Origin of the sequence: Herbaspirillum sp. meg3 (assembly GCF_002257565.1) — a bacterium.
Classification (GTDB): Bacteria; Pseudomonadota; Gammaproteobacteria; order Burkholderiales; family Burkholderiaceae_D; genus Herbaspirillum.
This window is the reverse complement of record NZ_CP022736.1, coordinates 1,048,142-1,065,430: the sequence shown is the minus strand read 5'-3', so window position 1 is coordinate 1,065,430 and position 17,289 is coordinate 1,048,142. Positions and strand designations below refer to the sequence as shown.

General features: G+C 58.3%; 15 protein-coding genes. 5 read left to right on the top strand and 10 right to left on the bottom strand.

What is annotated here, in order from left to right; genetic code table 11:
• Positions 1 to 16 precede the first annotated feature (16 nt).
• Genes hmeg3_RS04870 through hmeg3_RS04860 form a run of 3 tightly spaced genes read left to right on the top strand, consistent with a single transcriptional unit; the run spans position 17 to position 2,648 of the window.
• The gene (locus tag hmeg3_RS04870; RefSeq protein ID WP_198361786.1) at positions 17 to 1,621 is read left to right on the top strand and encodes an acyl-CoA synthetase; all 1,605 of its coding nucleotides are present in this window, start codon (positions 17 to 19) and stop codon (positions 1,619 to 1,621) included.
• Positions 1,618 to 2,184, top strand: coding sequence for a PCC domain-containing protein (locus hmeg3_RS04865; protein ID WP_094562741.1), 567 nt, complete (start codon positions 1,618 to 1,620; stop codon positions 2,182 to 2,184). The genes hmeg3_RS04870 and hmeg3_RS04865 overlap by 4 nt, the downstream gene beginning before the upstream one ends.
• Positions 2,184 to 2,648 (top strand): PPC domain-containing DNA-binding protein, encoded by a 465-nt coding sequence (locus hmeg3_RS04860; RefSeq protein WP_094562740.1) that lies wholly within the window; start codon positions 2,184 to 2,186, stop codon positions 2,646 to 2,648. Before hmeg3_RS04865 ends, hmeg3_RS04860 begins: the two co-directional genes overlap by 1 nt.
• Positions 2,649 to 3,134: 486 nt before the next feature.
• Here the strand turns inward: hmeg3_RS04860 and hmeg3_RS04855 are convergent, their stop codons facing one another.
• From hmeg3_RS04855 to hmeg3_RS04825, 7 genes are all read right to left on the bottom strand, one after another.
• The gene (locus tag hmeg3_RS04855; RefSeq protein WP_157739210.1) at positions 3,135 to 3,464 is read right to left on the bottom strand and encodes a hypothetical protein; all 330 of its coding nucleotides are present in this window, start codon (positions 3,462 to 3,464) and stop codon (positions 3,135 to 3,137) included.
• Positions 3,465 to 3,481: 17 nt separating this feature from the next.
• Positions 3,482 to 4,735 (bottom strand): glycolate oxidase subunit GlcF, encoded by a 1,254-nt coding sequence (gene glcF / locus hmeg3_RS04850; RefSeq protein WP_094562738.1) that lies wholly within the window; start codon positions 4,733 to 4,735, stop codon positions 3,482 to 3,484.
• 6 nt (positions 4,736 to 4,741) lie between these two features.
• A complete protein-coding gene (gene glcE / locus hmeg3_RS04845) occupies positions 4,742 to 5,803 on the bottom strand; it encodes a glycolate oxidase subunit GlcE (RefSeq protein WP_094562737.1) in 1,062 nt (353 codons plus the stop codon).
• Positions 5,804 to 5,805: 2 nt separating this feature from the next.
• Positions 5,806 to 7,293: an FAD-linked oxidase C-terminal domain-containing protein gene (locus tag hmeg3_RS04840; protein WP_094562736.1), complete on the bottom strand. Its 1,488-nt coding sequence runs from the start codon at positions 7,291 to 7,293 to the stop codon at positions 5,806 to 5,808.
• A 279-nt stretch (positions 7,294 to 7,572) separates the two neighbouring features.
• The gene (locus hmeg3_RS04835; RefSeq protein WP_094566139.1) at positions 7,573 to 8,463 is read right to left on the bottom strand and encodes a LysR substrate-binding domain-containing protein; all 891 of its coding nucleotides are present in this window, start codon (positions 8,461 to 8,463) and stop codon (positions 7,573 to 7,575) included.
• A gap of 114 nt (positions 8,464 to 8,577) precedes the next feature.
• Complete coding sequence (locus hmeg3_RS04830) at positions 8,578 to 9,987, bottom strand: FAD-binding oxidoreductase (RefSeq protein ID WP_094562735.1); 1,410 nt, start codon at positions 9,985 to 9,987, stop codon at positions 8,578 to 8,580.
• A gap of 204 nt (positions 9,988 to 10,191) precedes the next feature.
• Positions 10,192 to 11,820, bottom strand: a complete 1,629-nt coding sequence (locus tag hmeg3_RS04825; protein WP_094562734.1) for a DUF342 domain-containing protein — start codon at positions 11,818 to 11,820, stop codon at positions 10,192 to 10,194.
• Positions 11,821 to 12,083: 263 nt separating this feature from the next.
• On the opposite strand from hmeg3_RS04825, the gene hmeg3_RS04820 reads away from it, so the two are divergent.
• Positions 12,084 to 12,656 carry a cob(I)yrinic acid a,c-diamide adenosyltransferase gene (locus tag hmeg3_RS04820; RefSeq protein WP_094562733.1) on the top strand — a complete coding sequence of 191 codons (573 nt, stop codon included), beginning with the start codon at positions 12,084 to 12,086 and terminating at the stop codon, positions 12,654 to 12,656.
• 49 nt (positions 12,657 to 12,705) lie between these two features.
• Here the strand turns inward: hmeg3_RS04820 and dxs are convergent, their stop codons facing one another.
• The 3 genes from dxs to hmeg3_RS04805 form a co-directional block, all read right to left on the bottom strand.
• Complete coding sequence (gene dxs, locus hmeg3_RS04815; RefSeq protein ID WP_094562732.1) at positions 12,706 to 14,568, bottom strand: 1-deoxy-D-xylulose-5-phosphate synthase; 1,863 nt, start codon at positions 14,566 to 14,568, stop codon at positions 12,706 to 12,708.
• A 164-nt stretch (positions 14,569 to 14,732) separates the two neighbouring features.
• A complete protein-coding gene (locus tag hmeg3_RS04810; RefSeq protein WP_094562731.1) occupies positions 14,733 to 15,644 on the bottom strand; it encodes a polyprenyl synthetase family protein in 912 nt (303 codons plus the stop codon).
• The gene (locus hmeg3_RS04805) at positions 15,641 to 15,907 is read right to left on the bottom strand and encodes an exodeoxyribonuclease VII small subunit (protein WP_094562730.1); all 267 of its coding nucleotides are present in this window, start codon (positions 15,905 to 15,907) and stop codon (positions 15,641 to 15,643) included. Before hmeg3_RS04805 ends, hmeg3_RS04810 begins: the two co-directional genes overlap by 4 nt.
• A gap of 223 nt (positions 15,908 to 16,130) precedes the next feature.
• Between hmeg3_RS04805 and hmeg3_RS04800 the strand changes: the two genes are divergently transcribed.
• Complete coding sequence (locus hmeg3_RS04800; RefSeq protein ID WP_094562729.1) at positions 16,131 to 17,258, top strand: aromatic ring-hydroxylating dioxygenase subunit alpha; 1,128 nt, start codon at positions 16,131 to 16,133, stop codon at positions 17,256 to 17,258.
• The last annotated feature ends 31 nt before the right edge of the window (positions 17,259 to 17,289 follow it).

The window sequence follows — 17,289 nt, the reverse complement described above, 5'->3', positions numbered from 1 at the left end:
ACACACGAGCGAGACGATGTTAACCAAAGTAATGAACCTGGGGCGCCTGCTATCCGACGTCGCCCGCCGCTTTCCCGACGAACCCGGCCTGATCATCGGCGACGGCACGCCGGACGGCAAAGGCGACAAAATCGCCACCTGGAAACAAATCAACGACCGCGTCGACACTCTGGCCCACTCGCTGCAAAAGCTGGGCGTGAGCAAGGGCGACAAAATGCTGGTTCATTCTCGCAACAACCTGCAAATTTTTGAAAGCGCCTGGGCGGCATTCAAGCTGGGTATGGTCTGGGTCCCGACCAATGTCCGCATCACGCCGCCGGAAGCGGCTTATCTGGGCCAGTCCAGCGGCGCCAGCGTGATGCTGTACGACCGCGGCTTCGCCAACTATGTCGATGCCGTCAAGGAAGTTTCTCCTGCGCTGAAACACGTCATCGCACTGCAAGACCCGCGCGCCGGCGAACTCGATTTTGAAACCCTCGCCACTGCGACAGGTGCGCATCAATCTTTCGATGAAGTGGAAGTCGATTACGAAGATCCGCTGTGGTTCTTCTACACCTCCGGCACCACCGGCCATCCGAAGGCCGGCATGCTGTCGCACGGCCAGATGGCCTTTGTCGTGACCAATCATCTGGCCGACCTGCTGCCCGGCCTGACGCATCAGTCGCGCTCGCTGGTGGTCGCCCCGCTGTCGCACGGCGCCGGCATCCACGCCGTGGTCAACACCGCGCGCGGCGCCGCCAGCATCCTGCTGTCGACCGAGCGCCTGGTGCCGGAAGAAGCCTGGCAACTAGTGCAGCGTCATCGCGTGGACAACATGTTCACCGTGCCGACCATCGTCAAGATCCTCACCGAAGACGAATCGGTCGACCGCTACGATCATAGCTCGCTCAAGCACGTCATCTACGCCGGCGCACCGATGTACCGCGCCGATCAGGTCTATGCGCTGAAGAAACTCGGCAAGGTGCTGGTGCAGTATTACGGCCTCGGAGAAGTGACAGGCAACATCACCTTCCTGCCACCTTACATGCACGAAGCGGATGATACTCATCCTAAAGCGCGCGTCGGCTCCTGCGGTATGCCGCGCACCGGCATGGAAATCGCCATCCTCAACGACAGCTGCAAAAAACTGAAGCCGTTTGAAACCGGCGAAATCTGCGTGCGCGGCCCGGCCGTGTTCATGGGTTATCACAATAATCCGGACGCCAACGCCAAGGCCTTCAAGGGCGACTGGTTCCACACCGGTGACCTTGGCCATGTGGACGAAGATGGCTTCCTCTACATCACCGGCCGCTCGTCCGACATGTACATCTCGGGCGGCTCCAATGTCTATCCACGCGAGATTGAAGAAGCGCTGCTGACCCACCCTTCAGTATCCGAAGTCGCCGTGCTTGGCGTGCCGGATCCAAAGTGGGGCGAAAGCGGCATCGCCGTCATCGTCGCCAAGTCCGGTCAGCAGGCCGACGGCGACGCGCTGTTGTCGCATCTGGAGAGTCGCATCGCCAAATACAAATGGCCGCGCCGCTTCGTGTTCTGGGAGACCATGCCGAAATCCGGTTATGGAAAGATCGTCAAAAAGCAGATCAAAAGTTTGCTTGAGGAGAAAGGTGACTATCGCTTATGAAAATTTCCAACAAGTCCGCCGAAGGCCATCCGGGATTTGTCGAGGTACGCAAGTTTCTTCACGCCGGCCAGCAGAGCTACCCGCGCACGCTGGATCTGGAAGCCAACCCGGCGGAAGAATTGCGCATCACGCTACAACCCGGAACCAAAGTCGGCGAAGCCCTGCGTGAAGTCCTGAATCGCTATGGCCAACGCGGCGGCGTTGGTCGCATGTGCGGCGGCACCGCGCGCAAGCTGCACTACCACCGCATCGAAAACACCCGCGACGCCAACCGTCCGTACGACTATGGCCCCCCACATGTGCTGGAAGGCGTGATCACCTTCGTCACCGGAGCGATCACGGTTGGCCAGAATCAGGAAGGAAAGATATTGCTGCATTGCCACGCCGGCTTCCTTGACGGCGATGGAACGATACACGGTGGGCATTTATTGCTCGACACGGTGGAAGTGGGCGACGATCCGCTCATCATCCGCCTGTGCTTGTTTTCCCAAGGCGCTTTCGTCGTCAACAGCGATGAAGAGACGCTATTCAGTCTATTGCATCCGACACCCATGGAATCATGATGACGACATCGACACTGACAAAAAATACAGAGACACACACCAACGACAACGACATTCAGGTAGAGGAAGGCACACTGGGAAAACTGGTGATGGCCCGACTCAAACCCAATCAGGACCTCACCGAAAGCGTGGAAGCTTTATGCCGCCAATACGGCATGCAAACCGCCATCGTGCGTGGCGCCATCGGCAGCCTGATTGATGCACATCTGGAATATGCCACGCCGACCGGTTGGCGCGAAATGGAAATCAACGGGCCGGGAGTGGAGATACTTAACGTCTTTGGCGAGATTGGTTTTGGTGGCGGCAAGCCGCATGCGAATCCATTGCAGGGGGTCGTGGCGGATGTGGAGGGGAAGATTTTTGCGGGGCGTTTTGTGCGCGGTAGCAATCTCTCGTTTATTACGATTGAGATTACGCTGCAGGAGTGGATTCCCAAGCATGGGGAGCAGGTTTTGCATGCTTGAGGGGTTTCTGTTTGGTTGATGAGGGCGGCTCTTTGGGGCCGCTTTTTTGTTGAGATTGATCTTTTCAGTCAGCCTGCTCATCTGAGTTCGCCTTTTCTTTCTTCGATCAACCTTGCCGGGGGTAGCCCGGCAGCTACTCACTTTCTTTGTCTCGCCAAAGAAAGTAAGCCAAGAAAGCGACCGCTGGGTCGTAGCCCCCTTCGGGGGTTCCCGGTGGCGGCAGGCACAAATCGGGAAGGAAAAACAACTCGCTGCGCTCAGACATTTTTCCCTTCTTTTTCCGATTTGTACCTGCCGCCACCGGCTACTCTCAAGCGGACTTCAAGACTGGCTCGCTTCGCATCGCCAGGGGACAGAGGTGGCTCAAAGTTCTCTGGTCTCTTTTGCTTCGTCGTTCCAACGCAAGTTGGAACCCAGTGTCGTGTCAACGGTTGAGTGACGCATTGACGTCTCTGGGTCCCAGCGTTTGCTGGGACGACGGCACAATTAATTACGACAGGACGTGGAAATCACAAAGCCGAAGGCGAGTGACCCTTGGCGAGGCGCAGCGAGCCCGTCTCGCCGTTCCGCTTGGAGCTGGCCGGTGATGCGATGCGAAAAATGGAAAAAGAAGGGAAAAATGTCTGAGCGCAGCGAGTTGTTTTCCCTTCCCATTTTTTGCTTCGCAGCACCGGGCACCCCGAAAGGGCTGGATCCCGCGGTCGCCTTTCTTTGCTCACTTTCTTTGGCGAAGCAAAGAAAGTGAGCGGCTGCCGAGCCGCCCCCGGCTTGGTCGTCCGAAGAAAGAAAAAAGCCCCGCAAATGCAGGGCTTTCAAACGACCATTATTAGCGCTTAAGAAGCAGTCAGCGCCGCATCCAATAACTCAATCCAATGCCTCACCGGCGTATCCGTCCCCGACTGCAAATGCGTCAGACACCCGATATTCCCCGACACAATCATGTCAGGCTGCGTCGCCTGCAAGTTATTAAGCTTGTTGTCGCGCAACCGGTAAGACAGCTCGGGCTGCAACACCGAATAGGTACCAGCAGAACCACAGCATAAATGGCTGTCCGCACACAGCTTGACGTCAACACCTGCACTACCAAGAATCTGCTCCACCTTGCCGCGAATCTTCTGTCCATGCTGCAGAGTGCACGGCGGATGATAGGCAACGCGCGCATTGAGCTTATCCTTGATCTTACCCTTGAGCTTGCCGGCCAATTCCGCTTCGAAGTCGGGCAGGATTTCGCTGATGTCGCGCGTCAACTGTGAGATGCGATGCGCCTTGGCGGCATAAGCAGCGTCTTGCTGCAGCAAATGGCCATATTCTTTGACCGTAGCGCCACAACCGGAGGCGTTCATCACGATGGCTTCGACGGTCAATCCTGCCGAGCCGTCGACGTACGGCCACCACGCGTCGATATTGCGACGCATATCGTCAAGACCGCCGTCCTGGTCGTTGAGGTGATAGCGGATTGCACCACAGCAGCCGGCTTTCGGCGGCACGATCAGTTCGACGCCGAGCGCATCGAGCACGCGCGCAGTAGAACTGTTGATGTTGGGCGACATGGCCGGTTGCACGCAGCCGTCGAGCATCAGCATCTTGCGGGCGTGCGTACGCGTCGGCCACAGACCGGCATCCTGTTTTGGCGGGACTTTGTTCTGCAGTTTTTGCGGCAACAGCGGACGCACCAACTGACCTGCCTTCATCGCCGGATTGAACAACCATTTATTCGGCAGCAAGGTCTTGAGCGTCGTACGTACCAAGCGTTGGGCGAGCGGACGCGGCACCTGATCTTCGACCACCTTGCGGCCGATATCGACCAGGCGACCGTATTGGACGCCTGATGGACAGGTCGACTCGCAGTTGCGGCAGGTCAGGCAACGATCCAGATGCGATTGCGTGGCGGCAGTAGCTTGCTTGCCTTCCAGCACCTGTTTGATCAGATAGATACGGCCGCGCGGACCGTCGAGTTCGTCGCCCAGCAATTGATAGGTCGGACACGTCGCCGTGCAGAATCCGCAGTGCACGCAGGAGCGCAGAATGGCGTCGGCTTCCTTGCCTTCGGGAGTGTCGCGGATGAAATCGGCCAGATTGGTTTGCATAGGATTTTAGAATTCCGAATACATGCGGCCGGGATTGAAAATGCCGGACGGGTCGAAGGAGGCTTTGAGATTGCGGTGGATCTTGGCGACTGCAGGCGCGAGCGGATGGAATACGCCGACCCGCTTATCACCGCCGCGATACAGACTGGCATGACCGCCTGCGGCAACCGCTGCAGCGCGAATCGATTCTGCACTTGCGTCACCGCGATACCAGCGCTGTGCACCGCCCCACTCGATCAATTGCGTACCGGCCAACGGCAGCGGCTGCGCCACCGATGGCAGCGAGAGTCGCCACAACGGCGCCGCCGTGTCGGCAAAGAAGCTGTGGCTTTGTTCACGCAGGTCGCGCCAGAAATCGTCGCCGTTGGTCAGCTCCGTACCCCCCAGTTTCTTCTGCGCTGCATCGACGGCCGCTTGCGCGCCCGACAAGCGTATCGTCAGCACGCCGTTGACCCAGGCACTGGCCGATACCGGCAGCGGCTGGCCGCCCCACTCATTGAGCAGGCGGATCGCATTGGCCTCATCGACTTCGAACACGCGCGTGCTGCTCGCAAACGGCTGCGGCAAGACTTTTAGCGAGACTTGCAGAATCAGACCGAGCGTGCCGAGAGAACCGGTCAGCAAGCGCGAAACGTCATAACCTGCGACGTTCTTCATCACCTGTCCGCCGAAATGCAGGATCTGCCCCTGCGCATCCATGAGATCAGCACCGAGTACAAAATCGCGTACCGATCCGCTGAACTGGCGGCCCGGCCCGGACAAACCCGCCGCGACCATGCCGCCGACAGTTGATGTGCCGCCGAAGCGCGGTGGTTCAAATGCCAGCACCTGATTGTTGGCTGCCAGTGCGGCATCGATCTCGGACAGCGGCGTGCCGCAACGCGCGGTGATCACCAGCTCGGTCGGCTCGTAATCGACGATGCCGCTGTAGGGACGCGTGTCGAGCACTTCGCCGCGCAGCTCCTGGCCATACCAGTCCTTGGTGCCGCCGCCGCGAATCTGCAGCGGCGTTGCGCTTGCCGTGGCCGCGACGATACGCTCTTTGAATACGTGCAATGGTTCGGTCATCTTCAGAATCTCGGCAAATCGGGGAATTTGATCTGGCCACGCTGCACGTGCATCTTGCCGTACTCGGCGCAACGATGCAGCGACGGAATCGCCTTGTCGGGGTTGAGCAGGAAAGCAGGATCGAAGGCGCGCTTGACCTTGAAGAAGGCTTCGCGCTCTTCCGGTGAAAACTGCACGCACATGGAGTTGATCTTTTCGATACCCACGCCATGCTCGCCGGTGATGGTGCCGCCGACTTCGACGCACAGCTCCAGGATCTCGGCGCCGAACAGTTCGGCGCGGTGAAATTCATCCGCCAGGTTGGCGTCGAACAAGATCAACGGATGCAGGTTGCCGTCGCCCGCGTGGAACACGTTGGCGCAGCGCAGGCCATACTTGCCTTCCATCTTCGCAATGCCGAGCAGGACTTCGGCCAGGCGCTTGCGCGGAATGGTGCCATCCATGCAGTAGTAGTCCGGCGAAATGCGGCCCGCCGCCGGGAAGGCGTTCTTGCGTCCCGACCAGAAGCGCAGGCGCTCGGCTTCGGATTGCGATACGGCGATGGCGGTGGCGCCGCTGGCGTTGAGCACTTCGCTCATGCGGCCGATTTCTTCTTCAACTTCTTCGTTGGTGCCATCCGATTCGCACAGCAGGATCGCTTCGGCATCGATGTCGTAGCCGGCCTTGACGAAAGGCTCAACCATGCGCGAACTGGTCTTGTCCATCATCTCCAATCCTGCCGGGATGATGCCCGCAGCGATGACGTTGGCAACGGCGTTGCCGCCCTTCACCACGTCGTCGAAAGAGGCCATGATCACGCGCGCCTGCTGCGGCTTGGGCACCAGCTTGACGGTAACTTCCGTAACGATGCCGAGCATGCCTTCGGAGCCGATGAACACCGCCAGAAGATCGAGGCCGGGCGCATCGAGGCCGGCGTTGCCGAGCTCGACGACATCACCTTCGATGGTGACCACACGCACGCGCAAGACGTTGTGAACGGTCAGGCCGTATTTGAGGCAATGCACGCCGCCGGAGTTTTCGGCGACGTTGCCGCCGATACTGCAGGCGATTTGCGAGGAGGGATCAGGGGCGTAATACAAACCGTAAGGTGCGGCCGCTTCAGAGATCGCCAGATTGCGTACGCCGGGCTGCACCACGGCGGTCCGTGAGTACTTGTCCATGCTGACGATCTTGTTGAACTTGGCGGTCGACACCACGACACCGTCCGCAATCGGCATCGCGCCGCCCGACAAACCGGTGCCGGCGCCACGCGGGACGATCTGAACTTTCAGGTCATGGCAGGCCTTGAGAATGGCGACGACCTGCCCTTCGTTCTCAGGCAATACGACAACCATGGGCAACTGGCGATAGGCGGCAAGGCCGTCACACTCGTAGGGACGGGTGTCCTCTTCATCGAACAGCACGCAATGCGGCGGCACTACCGCTTTCAGCGCGGCAACCACCTCGCGCTGACGCGCAGGCGAAAATAAGGGAGCAACTGGGGCGTTCATGCGTGACCTCGTTTGGCTTTGGGCTAGGACAGCGATGACGATGAATTGATTGTTTCCGGCTTATGGCGCCGGTTTTGAAATGCTTGTCTCGCTATTGTCTTCGCAATGCCTGAAGTGTAGCGAATTTCAGCCTCGGATAGCGAAAAGCGTGGTCTGGGCGCACTGAAAAGAATTCACGCCGCGCTGTGAATAACTTTCAGGGACTTGGGCCTCCCAAGGCGCGAAGAAGGCGTCACTGGCAGGGCGCAACGACGCAGACAGCGGAGGCTTACTCGCGACTCAGATGTTTTTGAAGGCGTTTTGTAGCCAATCGATGAAAGCATCCACCTCCGGGCGCTCGCGAATCTGCTTCTCGTACACCACATAGTAAGCATGCGGCGGCGTGCGCAGGCGTACATCGAACAGTTCGACGATTTCGCCGCGGGCCAGCAGTTCTTCGGCGAAATGCTGGCGTGTCAGGCCCACGCCGTAGCCGTGCCTCACCGATTCCAGCAACAGGCCGAGGTCGTCGACGCGCAGGCCGCCGGATGGCTCCGGCCAGTCTTTGAGGCCGGCGGCTTCAAACCATGGCTGCCAGGGTTCCAGCGCCGAGCGCAGCAGGTTGGCCTGTTGCAGGTCTTGCGGTGTCTTCAGCGCTGGAATGGTCTTGAGGTAGGCCGGGCTGGCGACGGCGAAGGCCGGTTCTTCGAACAGTTTCTCAGTGACTAAGTTGGGATAGTTGCCGGCGCCAAAACGGATTTCAACGTCGCTCTCAGACAGACTCAAGTCGTACAGCGGCACCGACAAATACATCTCAACGGTGATGTCGGGAAAGCGCTGCGTGAACTCGGCGATGCGCGGCACCAGCAAGTGGCGTGCAAAGGTCGGCGGCAGCATGATCTTGACCTTGGGCTGCACCGTGGCGTTGCGATGCGGCATGGGAAAATCGGTCAGCGTGCGCAGCGCGGAACGCACGACATCCAGATAGCGACGGCCGAATTCCGACAGGCCGATGGAACGGCCGTCGCGATAAAACAAGCGCTCGCCGACGAAGTCCTCCAGCAGGCGAATTCTGTGCGACAGCGCCGAGGGCGTGATGCAAAGTTCTTCGGCCGCGACGGCAAATGAATTGTGGCGCGCCGCAGCTTCAAATGCTGAAAGGGCATGGACGGGTGGGAGGCGTGTTGCCATGTCTTGTTTTACCTGCTGTTGTGCTGTTGCGCTGTTGTAATGCGAGACGGCCATCAAGTCGGATGGCGCGTCCCGGGGTACTGCCTGACAATTTCTACACGGCGATAGATCTGATTACCAACGCACGATCTTGCCGGGGTTCATGATGTTCTTCGGATCGAGCGCATGCTTGATCGCGCGCATGACGTCGATGGCGCCTTCGCCGTGCTCCTGCACGAGGAAATCCATCTTGTGCAAGCCGACGCCGTGCTCACCGGTGCAGGTGCCGTCCATGGCAATGGCGCGGGCGACCATGCGTTCGTTGACGCCTTCGGCGCGGGCGATGTCCGCCGGATCGTTGGGATCAACCATCATCTGCACATGAAAATTGCCGTCACCGACGTGGCCGATGATGGCGTGGATCAGACCGTTGGCTTCGCAATCAGCCTTGGTTTCCAGTACACATTCAGCCAGGCGCGAAATTGGCACGCAGCAATCAGTGGAAATCGCTCGCGCACCGTGACGCAATTGCAGGATGGCGAAATAAGCGTTATGACGCGCTGCCCACAAACGCGAACGATCTTCAGGACGTGTCGCCCATTCGAAACCGCGAGCGTTGTTGTCGTTGGCGAGCTCTTGCACAACTTCAGCCTGCTCCTTGACGCCGTGTTCGCTGCCGTGGAATTCAAACAGCAGCAATGGATTTTCGGGCAAGGTCATCTTGTCGTGGGCATTGATGGCCTTGACGCCGTTTTCGTCGAGCAACTCAACACGCGCCAGCGGCACACCGACCTGGATCGCCTGGATCACGGTATTGACGGCGTCGGCCACGCTAGGGAAAGAACAGATCGCGGCAGAGACGGCTTCAGGCTGCGGATAGAGACGTACCGTGATCTCGGTGATGATACCGAGTGTGCCTTCGCTGCCGACATAGACGCGGGTCAGGTCGTAGCCCGCCGAAGATTTCTTGGCGCGCGTGCCGGTCTTGATAATGTTGCCGTCGGCGGTGACGACGGTCAACGCCAGTGTATTTTCGCGCATGGTGCCGTAGCGTACGGCGTTGGTGCCGGAAGCGCGGGTCGATGCCATGCCGCCGATGGAAGCGTCTGCGCCAGGATCGATCGGGAAGAACAGACCACTGTCCTTGATTTCCTGATTCAGCTGTTTGCGTGTGACGCCGGCCTGCACGGTGGCGGTCAGGTCTTCGCCGTTGACGGCCAGCACCTGGTTCATTTGCGACAGATCGATGGTGATGCCGCCTTGCAGCGCCAGCACGTGACCTTCCAGCGAGGTGCCGGTGCCGTAAGGGATCACGGGGACTTCGTGACTGCTGCACAGCTTGATGAAGGCGGCGACTTCTTCTGTGGTGTGCGCGAAGACGACGGCATCGGGCAGCATAGGATCGTAGGAGGATTCGTCGCGGCCATGATGTTCGCGCATGGCCTGAGTAGTCGAAAAGCGATTGCCGAACAGGGCCTGCAAGGATGTCAGCAGTGCCTCGGGAACGGGCTTGCGCAATTTCTGCGCATCAACGATATGGTTCATTGCTTGTCTCTCTGTCTGTTGGAATAGTGACGCAAGGGAATGCTGCGCCGCACACGGCACGGATGCCGGCACCTACGCGCGCCTTCGTCAAAACCTCTGTGGATTTTACTCTCTTGCGCAGGTGTATTTTATATTTGTCTGACAACTTAGGCCGAGTTCGCCCCGCAAGAAGGCAACCACCCCTTGTTTCTGCGCCTGAATGTCTTATCGATCACTCAATGAAATCTTTCCCGCATGAAGTTTCACCACACCGCCGCCGAGGTCATCGAGCACTTGCCATACCTGGCGCACGACGCGCAATTCAACGCCTTCGTGAATTGCCCGTCCAATGACGATACGCGCAGATTCAGCGGCGACCAGTTGCTCTTTCATGGCTTCATGCTGGACAGTCAATGCCTGCACTTCCTCGGTCATCAGCCGATGTTTCAGATCAGCATCCTGAGCCAGGCCGTTCCCTGCTTTCTCGGGGTTGCTGCGGTAATAGGAGATCTGCTTGATGACGGCAAAAAGATCATCAAGCTTGTATTGAAGCTGCTGTTCTTGCGCGCGCAATTTCTCTTCTTCATGCGGATCAAGACCGACTTGTATCCTGGTTGCAAGGCCATTTGGCGAACCGAGGCGGACTGCTTTGATCAACATGGTGGCCTTGGCCTGACCACCAATGATGTGCCCTGTTTTTGGATTATTGATCCCCGCAATAATGGCGTTGCCGGCTCGCATGTCGCATTGGCAGGCATTGCCGGCGATGACGATTTTGTCACCGGCGGTAATATAGGTGCTCTCTGCGAACAGCACCTGTACCGAGCCTGCTGCGCATAGCCTGGCAGAGCTGCCGCCTCCGCTTCCATTTTGCATATCTGCAAGACCGACAACGCCACCTTTGACAAGAATGTTGCCGTCGGAGATGACTTCCGCAGCTTCGATCATGCCGCTGACGATGACATCGCCGCCGGCATGCAGCCGCATGCCGCTTTTGATGTCGCCCTTGACCTTGACCGTCCCCGGAAAATCGATATTGCCAGTGCTCAGATCCACGTGATCGACGACGACGACCGGATCTACCTGCACACCATTGGGAATCAGCTTCGGTTGCCCTGCGACGGCAGCAACCATCAGATCGGGATCGTCGGGGTGGGCTTCTGCCCCCTCGCACTGATTGCTGAATCCAATGTCGGGCACCGGCTTCGCCGGTACCGGCAGCCCTGTTACATCAATGCCGTTAATACCGGCAATATAGGGGGTTCGCCGCATCAAGGGCGTGCCGGCATCAACCAGCAATATATGTCCAAGATCGGCAAAGTGAACGACGGCGTCCTCATCAATCTCGGCAAGCTCTTCCTCTCGTTCTTTGATAAGACTTTCAAAGCTTGCCGCCCGCCCTTCTATGGGCGATTCGCCTACCGCAATCAGCAACCTGTCGCAATGGCCCGCATTCAGCGCGCCGCGCAGCGCATCATGTCGAAGACCGTGTGTGATACCTTGTGTACGAATTTCATTGATGACCTCAAGGGCTTTGGGACGGCCGCCCTGCGGAGGGATCAGCGTCAGGTGGACACTCATTCTGTCCGGAGCAATCTCAAGAAAAAATTCTCCGTCGCGGCTCTCACCGATTTTGTGAGAAAACGACTCATTGGCTGAAACGGCTGTTGCAACGAAATTCTTCAACTCGGTTTCGTCGATACACAGCCGGGTGTGCCCTCCCTCATGCAATGCCTGCCTGACAAACGCAAGAGTAAGATCTGACCGGCCTGCACCAGGAGAAAAGACAGCCAACAAAGCACCACTGATTTTGTCCACCGTGAACGACAGCGACTGCACGCCTTGTTGCCCCATACCGCCTCCTCAAGTCCTTGCCCACCATGGATGGGCCGATCATTTTAAGTTCGAGGATTCAGTATATGTTGTCAAAATATAAATTATCAAAAAAACATTATTTAGTGTCGCGAATTAGCCCCAAAAATCATCTGGGTGACCAAGCCTGTCTGCTGGCCAACCCAGATGAGTGTCGACGGGCTTTAGCAAACAGGTAATGACAAGCGCTCTGCGGACGTCGCCAAGTGACCTCTGTATCATGTTCATTTTTTGGAAAAAACATTATGGGTAATCGCCTGTCAAAAATCGCAACGCGCACCGGCGACGACGGTAGTACCGGACTCGGCGACGGCAGCCGCACGGCGAAAGATCATCCGCGCATTCACGCCTTGGGCGACGTGGACGAACTCAACTCACATGTCGGCCTGCTGCTATGCGAAGACTTGCCGGCGACCTTGCGCGAGGAATTGCTGACGATCCAGCATGACTTGTTCGATCTGGGCGGCGAGCTGTGCATCCCTGGCTACAGCCTGATTGCAGAGACTCAGGTTGCACGGCTGGATGCGCTGCTGGAGAAGTACAACGCCGACCTGCCGCCGCTCAAAGAATTTATCTTGCCCGGCGGTTCGCGCGCAGCAGCGCAGATGCATATATGCCGCACCGTATGCCGTCGTGCCGAGCGCGCCGTGGTGACGCTGGCACAAGCAGAAACCGTTAATCCTCAACCTCGGCAATATTTGAACCGGCTGTCCGACCTGTGTTTCGTGCTCTCACGCGTACTCAATCGCTATGCGGGAGGCAGCGATGTGTTGTGGCGCAAGGGCCGGGATCACACTGAGGACGAAAAGCAGGAATGAAACAAAAAAAGCGGCCGAAGCCGCTTTTTTTACATCGCTATCCAGACACTCAACCGTTGTTGACCACCAGGCGCGGCTGATCCTTGCCGAAACGCTGCACGATCGAAGCGGCAATGCCTTCGCCGTCGAGGCCGCAGCCGGCCAGCAATTGACCTGCGTCGCCGTGATCGATGAAGCGATCCGGCAAACCCAGATGCAGCAACGGCTTGACGATGCCCGCTTCAGCCATCGCCTCGGCCACGGCAGCGCCGGCGCCGCCCATGATGCAACCTTCTTCGACCGTTACCAGCGCATCGTGGCTGGCGGCGAGTTGCTTGACCAGCTCAATATCGAGCGGTTTGATGAAACGCATGTTGGCGACAGTCGCATTGAGTTTTTCACCCGCGGCCAGCGCCGGTGCAACCATCGTGCCGAAGGCGAGGATCGCAATGCCCTTGCCTTCGCGGCGTACTTCGCCCTTGCCCATCGGAATGGTGGTCAAGGTCTTTTCCACCGCGGCGCCTGTGCCGGAACCGCGCGGATAACGCACCGCTGCCGGACCTTTATGCTCGAAGGCTGTGGACAGCATCTGGCGGCATTCGTTTTCATCGGACGCAGCCATGACGACCATGTTCGGGATACAGCGCAGGAAAGCAAGATCGTAATTGCCTGCATGCGTGGCGCCGTCGGCACCGACCAGACCAGCGCGATCCAGAGCGAAAGTCACGTCGAGGTTTTGCAGGGCAACGTCGTGAATCAGTTGATCATAAGCGCGCTGCAAGAAGGTCGAGTAAATCGCCACGACCGGTTTCAAACCTTCGCACGCCATACCGGCGGCAAAGGTGACGGCGTGCTGTTCGGCGATGCCGACGTCATAGTAGCGATCAGGAAACTTCTGTTCAAACTTGACCATGCCCGAACCTTCGCGCATTGCCGGCGTGATGCCGACCAGAGTCTTGTCTTGCGCAGCCATGTCGCACAGCCATTCGCCGAAGACTTGGGTGTACGTCAATTTGCTTGCCGCAGCAGGTTTGATGCCTTCAGCCGGGTTGAACTTGCCGGGACCGTGATACAGCACCGGATCGGCTTCGGCCAGCTTGTAGCCTTGGCCTTTTTTGGTTACCACGTGCAGGAATTGTGGGCCCTTGAGGTTCTTCAGGTTTTGCAGCGTCGGAATCAGCGAGTCGAGGTCGTGACCGTCAATCGGCCCGATATAGTTGAAGCCGAATTCTTCGAACATGGTGGCCGGGACGATCATACCCTTGGCGTGCTCTTCCAGACGCTTGGCCAGTTCCAACATGGGCGCCGGCAACATGGACTTGCCGACGTTCTTGGCCTTGGCGTAGAACTGTCCGGACATCAGGCGTGCGAGATAGCGATTGAGCGCGCCGACCGGCGGCGAAATCGACATGTCGTTGTCGTTGAGGATCACCAGCAGATTGACGTCTTCAGAGATACCGGCGTTGTTCATCGCTTCGAAGGCCATGCCTGCAGTCATCGCACCGTCACCGATGACGGCAATGGCGTGGCGGTCTTCGCCTTTGGTCTTGGCGGCCAGCGCCATGCCCAGCGCAGCGGAAATGGAAGTCGAGGAATGCGCGGTGCCAAAGGTGTCGTACTCGCTCTCGGCACGGCGCGGAAAACCGGAAATACCATTGAACTGGCGCAGCGTTGACATCTGATCGCGACGGCCGGTGAGGATCTTGTGCGGATAAGTCTGATGACCCACGTCCCAGACGATGCGGTCTTCCGGGGTGTTGAAGACGTAGTGCAAGGCAATCGTCAATTCCACCGTACCGAGATTGGACGAGAGATGTCCACCGGTCTTCGATACCGAATCGAGCACGAAGGCGCGCAGCTCGTCAGCCAAAGGCTTCAACTGGGTGCGCGGGAGTTGCCGCAGATCGGCTGGGCTATTTATCGTATTAAGCATGCTGGGTTGTTCACCGTTAATTTGCTACTGCGAAGAAGCTGTGGCTGCCAGTCAGACTGTTTTGCTGATGCCACTGCATTCTTCGTACACTTCGCTTGTATTCTTCGCGTTGTTCTTACTCTTGCTGTCCGTGCTCTTCGCTGTCTTCTGTCTGTCTTCCGTGGTCATGCCTTGCGCTGCACAATCAGATCGGCCAGCTCATGCAGGCGGCGCGCCTTGTCGCCGAATTGCTCCAGCGCCTGATGCGCATCGCCGCGCAGCTTTTCTGCCAGTGCCTGCGATTCGCTCAAACCAAGGATCGACACGTAGGTCGGCTTGTTGTCAGCGGCATCCTTGCCGGCAGTCTTGCCGAGCGTGGCGGAATCCGCCGTCGCATCGAGAACATCGTCCACCACCTGAAACGCCAGGCCGATAGCGCCGGCGTAGGCTTCCAACGCTGCGGTTTCCGCCGTTGACAGCAACTTGCCGCTGTAGGCGCCGAGCAAAATCGATGCGCGCAGCAGTGCTCCTGTTTTGAGCCTGTGCATCTGTTCCAGTTCCGCCAGCGACAACGTCATGCCGACGCTGGCCAGATCGATTGCCTGGCCGCCGCACATGCCTGCCGAGCCGGCAGCCTCGGCCAGCAGATGCACCATCTTCAACTGACGCGCAGCTTGCTGTTCGTCAACAATGTCTGCCAACACCGCAAACGCTTGCGCCTGCAAGGCATCGCCGACCAGCAAGGCGGTCGCTTCGTCGTATTTAACGTGCACGGTAGGCTTGCCGCGACGCAAGGCATCGTCGTCCATGCAAGGCATATCGTCATGCACCAGCGAATAGACGTGGATCATCTCCACTGCGGCGGCAGAGCGCGCCAGCAATTGCCCAGGAGCATCAAATAGTTCGCCGGCAGCATAGACCAGCAGCGGCCGTACGCGTTTGCCGCCATCGAGCGCGGTATAGCGCATGGCCTGATGCAGGCGCGCGGGCATATGGGTTTCCGGCGGCAGGTAGGTATCGAGCGTGGTTTCCATGCCCGATTGGATGTGTTGCATCCACTCCAGGAAAGACGAAGTGGCCCCGATTCTGGCGCTCATTCGCGATCCTCATCATCGGCAGAACCGGTGGAGCCGGTGGCCAGTGGTTTGAGCATGTCGCCCTCAAGTACTTTGACCTGGCTGTCGACCTTGTCCAGCTGAGCGGCGCAGAACTTGACCAGTTCAGCGCCCCGCTTGTATGCCGCGACGGAAGCTTCCAGGGGCAGTTCGCCCGCTTCCATCTGGACGACCAGTTGCTCCAGCTCTTCCATGGCTTCTTCAAACGAGGCGGGTGAGCTGGCTTTGACAGGATTCTTTGGCATAGTGGCTGATTTCGAATATAGCCCGTTATTTTAGTGCAAACCGCCACAGATAGGCGTTCGAACGCGAACTTGATCGCGATTTACGCGGTCGAACGCCCCAGATACCCCGGTTTTATGGCATAATCCGCGGTTCTGTCCAAAATTTCCTCTTCATATTATTTGAACCCAGGTTTTTGCGGATTCTTTCTCTCTTAGGTTGGTGCAAATTAATTTGGGGGCGGGGATGTCCGATCTTGCTACTTTTGCCAAACTGGCGCGCTCAAACGCGCAATTGCCAGTAGACGTCTATTTTGACGCGGCGCTTTTCAAGCGCGAAATTCACCAATTGTTTCAGAAGGGCCCGCGTTACGCCGGCCATGAATTGATGGTGCCCAATGTCGGCGACTATGCAACGCTGCCATGGGAAAACGAAGGTCGCATGCTGGTGCGCAACGCGCAAGGCATCGATCTGCTTTCCAACGTCTGTCGCCACCGTCAAGCAAAAATGCTGGACGGCCGCGGCAATGCGCGCAATATCGTCTGCCCGCTGCATCGTTGGACCTATGATCTCAAGGGTGACCTGATCGGCGCGCCGCACTTCGGCGAAACGCCGTGCCTGAACCTGTCCAAAACGCCTTTGCAAAACTGGAACGGCCTGCTGTTCGAGAACAACGGCAAGGACGGTGTCGACGTCGCGGCGCAATTGCGGCAACTGGGTGTGAGCAAGGATCTTGATTTTTCCGGCTATCTGTTCGATCACGTCGAAGTGCACGAATGCGATTACAACTGGAAGACGTTCATCGAAGTCTATCTGGAGGATTATCACGTCGAGCCCTTCCACCCTGGTCTGGGCAGCTTCGTCAGCTGCGACGACCTGAAATGGGAATTCGGCAAGAACTACAGCGTGCAGACCGTGGGCGTCAATCACGGCCTGGCCAAGTCGGGTTCGCCAACCTACAAGAAGTGGCAGGAGCAGGTGCTGCGCTTCGGCAACGGCCAACCGCCGAAGTACGGCGCGATCTGGCTGACGCTGTATCCGAACATCATGGTCGAGTGGTATCCGCATGTGCTGGTGGTGTCGACGCTGTGGCCGAGTGGTCCGCAAAAGACCACCAACGTCGTCGAGTTCTACTATCCGGAAGAAATCGCCCTGTTCGAACGCGAGATGGTCGAAGCCGAACGCGCCGCCTACATGGAGACCTGTGTCGAGGACGACGAGATCGCCCTGCGCATGGATGCGGGTCGGCGTATACTGATGGATCGCGGCACCAGTGAAGTCGGTCCGTACCAGTCGCCGATGGAAGACGGCATGCAGCACTTCCACGAATGGTACCGCTCGCAAATAGCTGAGATCGCGGTGCAAGAAAACTGAATCTCCCAGGAGCAGACATGCAGAAGGCAGC

What these genes read in the sequence shown, in the direction of transcription:
- hmeg3_RS04870 (WP_198361786.1), top strand. Translation starts at nt 17, where the DNA reads ATGTTAACCAAAGTAATGAACCTGGGGCGCCTGCTATCCGACGTCGCC.
- hmeg3_RS04865 (WP_094562741.1), top strand. Translation starts at nt 1,618, where the DNA reads ATGAAAATTTCCAACAAGTCCGCCGAAGGCCATCCGGGATTTGTCGAG.
- hmeg3_RS04860 (WP_094562740.1), top strand. Translation starts at nt 2,184, where the DNA reads ATGACGACATCGACACTGACAAAAAATACAGAGACACACACCAACGAC.
- glcF (WP_094562738.1), bottom strand. Translation starts at nt 4,735, where the DNA reads ATGCAAACCAATCTGGCCGATTTCATCCGCGACACTCCCGAAGGCAAG.
- glcE (WP_094562737.1), bottom strand. Translation starts at nt 5,803, where the DNA reads ATGACCGAACCATTGCACGTATTCAAAGAGCGTATCGTCGCGGCCACG.
- hmeg3_RS04840 (WP_094562736.1), bottom strand. Translation starts at nt 7,293, where the DNA reads ATGAACGCCCCAGTTGCTCCCTTATTTTCGCCTGCGCGTCAGCGCGAG.
- hmeg3_RS04835 (WP_094566139.1), bottom strand. Translation starts at nt 8,463, where the DNA reads ATGGCAACACGCCTCCCACCCGTCCATGCCCTTTCAGCATTTGAAGCT.
- hmeg3_RS04830 (WP_094562735.1), bottom strand. Translation starts at nt 9,987, where the DNA reads ATGAACCATATCGTTGATGCGCAGAAATTGCGCAAGCCCGTTCCCGAG.
- hmeg3_RS04825 (WP_094562734.1), bottom strand. Translation starts at nt 11,820, where the DNA reads ATGGGGCAACAAGGCGTGCAGTCGCTGTCGTTCACGGTGGACAAAATC.
- hmeg3_RS04820 (WP_094562733.1), top strand. Translation starts at nt 12,084, where the DNA reads ATGGGTAATCGCCTGTCAAAAATCGCAACGCGCACCGGCGACGACGGT.
- dxs (WP_094562732.1), bottom strand. Translation starts at nt 14,568, where the DNA reads ATGCTTAATACGATAAATAGCCCAGCCGATCTGCGGCAACTCCCGCGC.
- hmeg3_RS04810 (WP_094562731.1), bottom strand. Translation starts at nt 15,644, where the DNA reads ATGAGCGCCAGAATCGGGGCCACTTCGTCTTTCCTGGAGTGGATGCAA.
- hmeg3_RS04805 (WP_094562730.1), bottom strand. Translation starts at nt 15,907, where the DNA reads ATGCCAAAGAATCCTGTCAAAGCCAGCTCACCCGCCTCGTTTGAAGAA.
- hmeg3_RS04800 (WP_094562729.1), top strand. Translation starts at nt 16,131, where the DNA reads ATGTCCGATCTTGCTACTTTTGCCAAACTGGCGCGCTCAAACGCGCAA.